The 2,628-nt window shown below is 74.0% G+C and carries 3 protein-coding genes; all 3 read left to right on the top strand.

Annotation, left to right across the window (positions count from 1 at the left end; all coding sequences use genetic code 11):
• A partial coding sequence (dacB, locus tag H0X00_RS23325) for a D-alanyl-D-alanine carboxypeptidase/D-alanyl-D-alanine-endopeptidase (protein WP_293775212.1) occupies nt 1–973 on the top strand: 973 nt, incomplete at its 5' end.
• 138 nt (nt 974–1,111) lie between these two features.
• Complete coding sequence (locus H0X00_RS23330; protein WP_293775213.1) at nt 1,112–2,200, top strand: zinc-dependent metalloprotease; 1,089 nt, start codon at nt 1,112–1,114, stop codon at nt 2,198–2,200.
• A gap of 122 nt (nt 2,201–2,322) precedes the next feature.
• On the top strand, nt 2,323–2,628 hold a 306-nt coding region (locus H0X00_RS23335), incomplete at its 3' end, for an ATP-binding protein (RefSeq protein ID WP_293775214.1).

Genomic DNA, 2,628 nt, shown 5'->3' on the forward strand with positions numbered 1-2,628 from the left:
GGCCCGCATCGTGCTGGTGGGCGGGGGTGACCCCCTGCTGTCCTCGCTGCCGGCCGGCACCTCCAAGCTGCCCGCCTACCCGCGCCGGGCCAGCCTGGTCGACCTGGCCGGCCAGACCGCGCAGGACCTGAGCGCGGCGGGCGTCACCCAGGTCCGGCTGCGCTTCGACGCGGGCGTGTTCAGCGGCCCGGCCGCCTCGCCGAACTGGGAGCGGTCCTACACCGGCGATGTGGTCGGACCGGTGATGGGGCTCTCGGCCGACCAGGCCCGGCTCGGCCCGTTGGACGGCGGCCGCCTGGACGACCCGGCGCTGCACACCGCGCAACTGTTCGCGGCCGAGCTGGAGCGCCGCGGCCTGGACGTGCTGGGTGCGCCGACGCCCGGCACCGCGCCGGAGGGTTCCGAGACCATCGCCGATGTCGCGTCGGCGCCGATGTCGGCGCTCGTCGAGCACATGCTGGTCGAGTCCGACAACGACGTGGCCGAGGCGCTGATCCGCCAGGTCGCGATCGCGCGCGGCCGGCCCGGCAGCTTCGTCGACGGCGCCGCCGCGGCGCTGGCCGAACTGACTGCGCTCGGGATCGACGTCACCGGGGTCACCCTGCACGACGGCAGCGGGCTGTCCCGCGACGACCGGATCCCGCCCCAGGTGATCGCGCACACGCTGGCCGTCGCCGCCGCCGGTCCGCACCCGCAGCTGCGTCCGCTGGTGGCCGGGCTCTCGATCGCCGGCACCAACGGGACGCTGGCCAGCCGTTTCACCGGCTCCGCCGCCGGCGCCCGCGGGCTGCTGCGGGGCAAGAGCGGCTACCTCACCGGCGTGGTCTCCCTCAGCGGCGTGCTGATCGACGCCTCCGGCCGGATGCTCGCCTTCGACGTGGCCGCCGACGCCGTCCGCCCCGGCACCGGCATCGCCGTGCGCACCACCTGGGACCGCGTCGCCGGCGTCCTCGCCCGCTGCGGCTGCACGTAGAGCGCCGCGCCTTTACCGCGCTCAAACTCCCCCGATAGTGCAGTTGAACACCGGTGTTCGGCGTAGAACAGGTGCTCAACTCCACTATCGGGAGAGTGCGGGCACGTCCGAAAACGGCGGCCCGTACCGTTGCCGTCCATGAGCACGGGTGGCGCGATGATCGACTGGGGCATGGCCCGGGCTACCGGACGGCGGCTGATGGCGGCGCCGCCGCGGCGGACCGCGATCGAGATCACGCAGGTGGTCGGGCAGTTGCGGACCCTGGCGCTGGACTCCCGCGCCTACGTCCGGGACTTCACCGGCATGACGCCGCAGGGCGCGGAACCGCCGGTGCTTGTGGTGGACCGCGACCGCTGGCTCGAGGTGAACATCGATTCCTTCAGCGGGCTGATCGCCCCGCTGCTGGACCGGATGGCCGAGGAGCGCACCGGGGCGACCGGCGCTGTGATGAACGGGGTCGGGTCCCGGGTCACCGGGGCCGAACTCGGCGCGCTGCTGGCGTTCGTCGGGTCCCGCGTGCTGGGCCAGTACGAGCCGTTCCTGCCCTCGCCGGAGGCGAAGGAGGGTGAGCGCGGCAGCCTGCTTCTGGTCGCGCCGAACATCGTCGCGGTCGAGCGTGAGCTGCACCTGGACCCGACCGACTTCCGGCTCTGGGTCTGCCTGCACGAGGAGACCCACCGCACCCAGTTCACCGCGGTCCCTTGGCTGGCCGACCACGTCCGCTCGGAGATCGGGGAGTTCCTGGCGGCCACCGACGTCGACCCGGCCGCGATGTTGCGACAGGTGGGACGGGGTCTGCAGGGCCTCGGCGGCATTGCCCGGGGGGAGGGCTCGATCATCGATCTGGTGTCCACGCCGGGGCAGCGCGTCGCCCTGGACCGGATCACCGCCGTGATGAGCCTGCTCGAGGGTCACGCCGACTACGTGATGGACGGCGTCGGGCCCGAGGTGATCCCGTCGGTCTCCGACATCCGGGCGGCCTTCCAACAGCGCCGACAGTCGGCCACCGGGCTGGAGGCGCTGATGCGGCGCCTGCTCGGGCTGGAGGCCAAGCTCAAGCAGTACGCGGACGGCGTGAAGTTCGTCAGCGCCGTCGTCGACGGGGTCGGGATGACGGGGTTCAATAAGGTCTGGGACTCCCCGGAGACCCTGCCGAGCTTGACCGAACTGCACGACCCGGGCGCCTGGATCGCACGGGTCCACCCCGCCCCGCCCGCGGGCGCCTGAGAACCCGAAAGCGCACCATGTCCCTCGCCCGCACCCCCGAAAGCGCAGTACGGCACGCGTTGTCCGCGGCTGAAGGTGCCGTACTGCACTTTCGGGGGTGGCGGGGCGGGGGCTGAGAAGCGATGGGGCCGCACCCGGCGGTCGCGGAGGTCCGCACCGCCGTCCGGGCCGCGCTGGCCGACCTGCCGGCGGGAGACCTGGTGCTCGTCGCCTGCAGCGGGGGAGCGGACTCGCTCGCGCTCGCCTCGGCCCTGGCGTTCGTCGCGCCCCGGGCCGGGCTGCGGGCCGGGGCGGTCTCCGTCGACCACGGCCTGCAGGACGGCTCAGCGGAGCGGGCGGCCGGCGTCGTCGGCCTCCTCAAAGGCTGGGGGCTGGACCCCGCCGAGGCGGCCGCCGTCGACGTCGGCACCGACGGCGGGCCCGAGGCG

The organism is Sporichthya sp., assembly GCF_013815995.1.
Taxonomy (GTDB): domain Bacteria; phylum Actinomycetota; class Actinomycetes; order Sporichthyales; family Sporichthyaceae; genus Sporichthya.

Coding starts and splice junctions, on each gene's coding strand:
- H0X00_RS23330 (WP_293775213.1), top strand. CDS start 1,112: ATGAGCACGGGTGGCGCGATGATCGACTGGGGCATGGCCCGGGCTACC.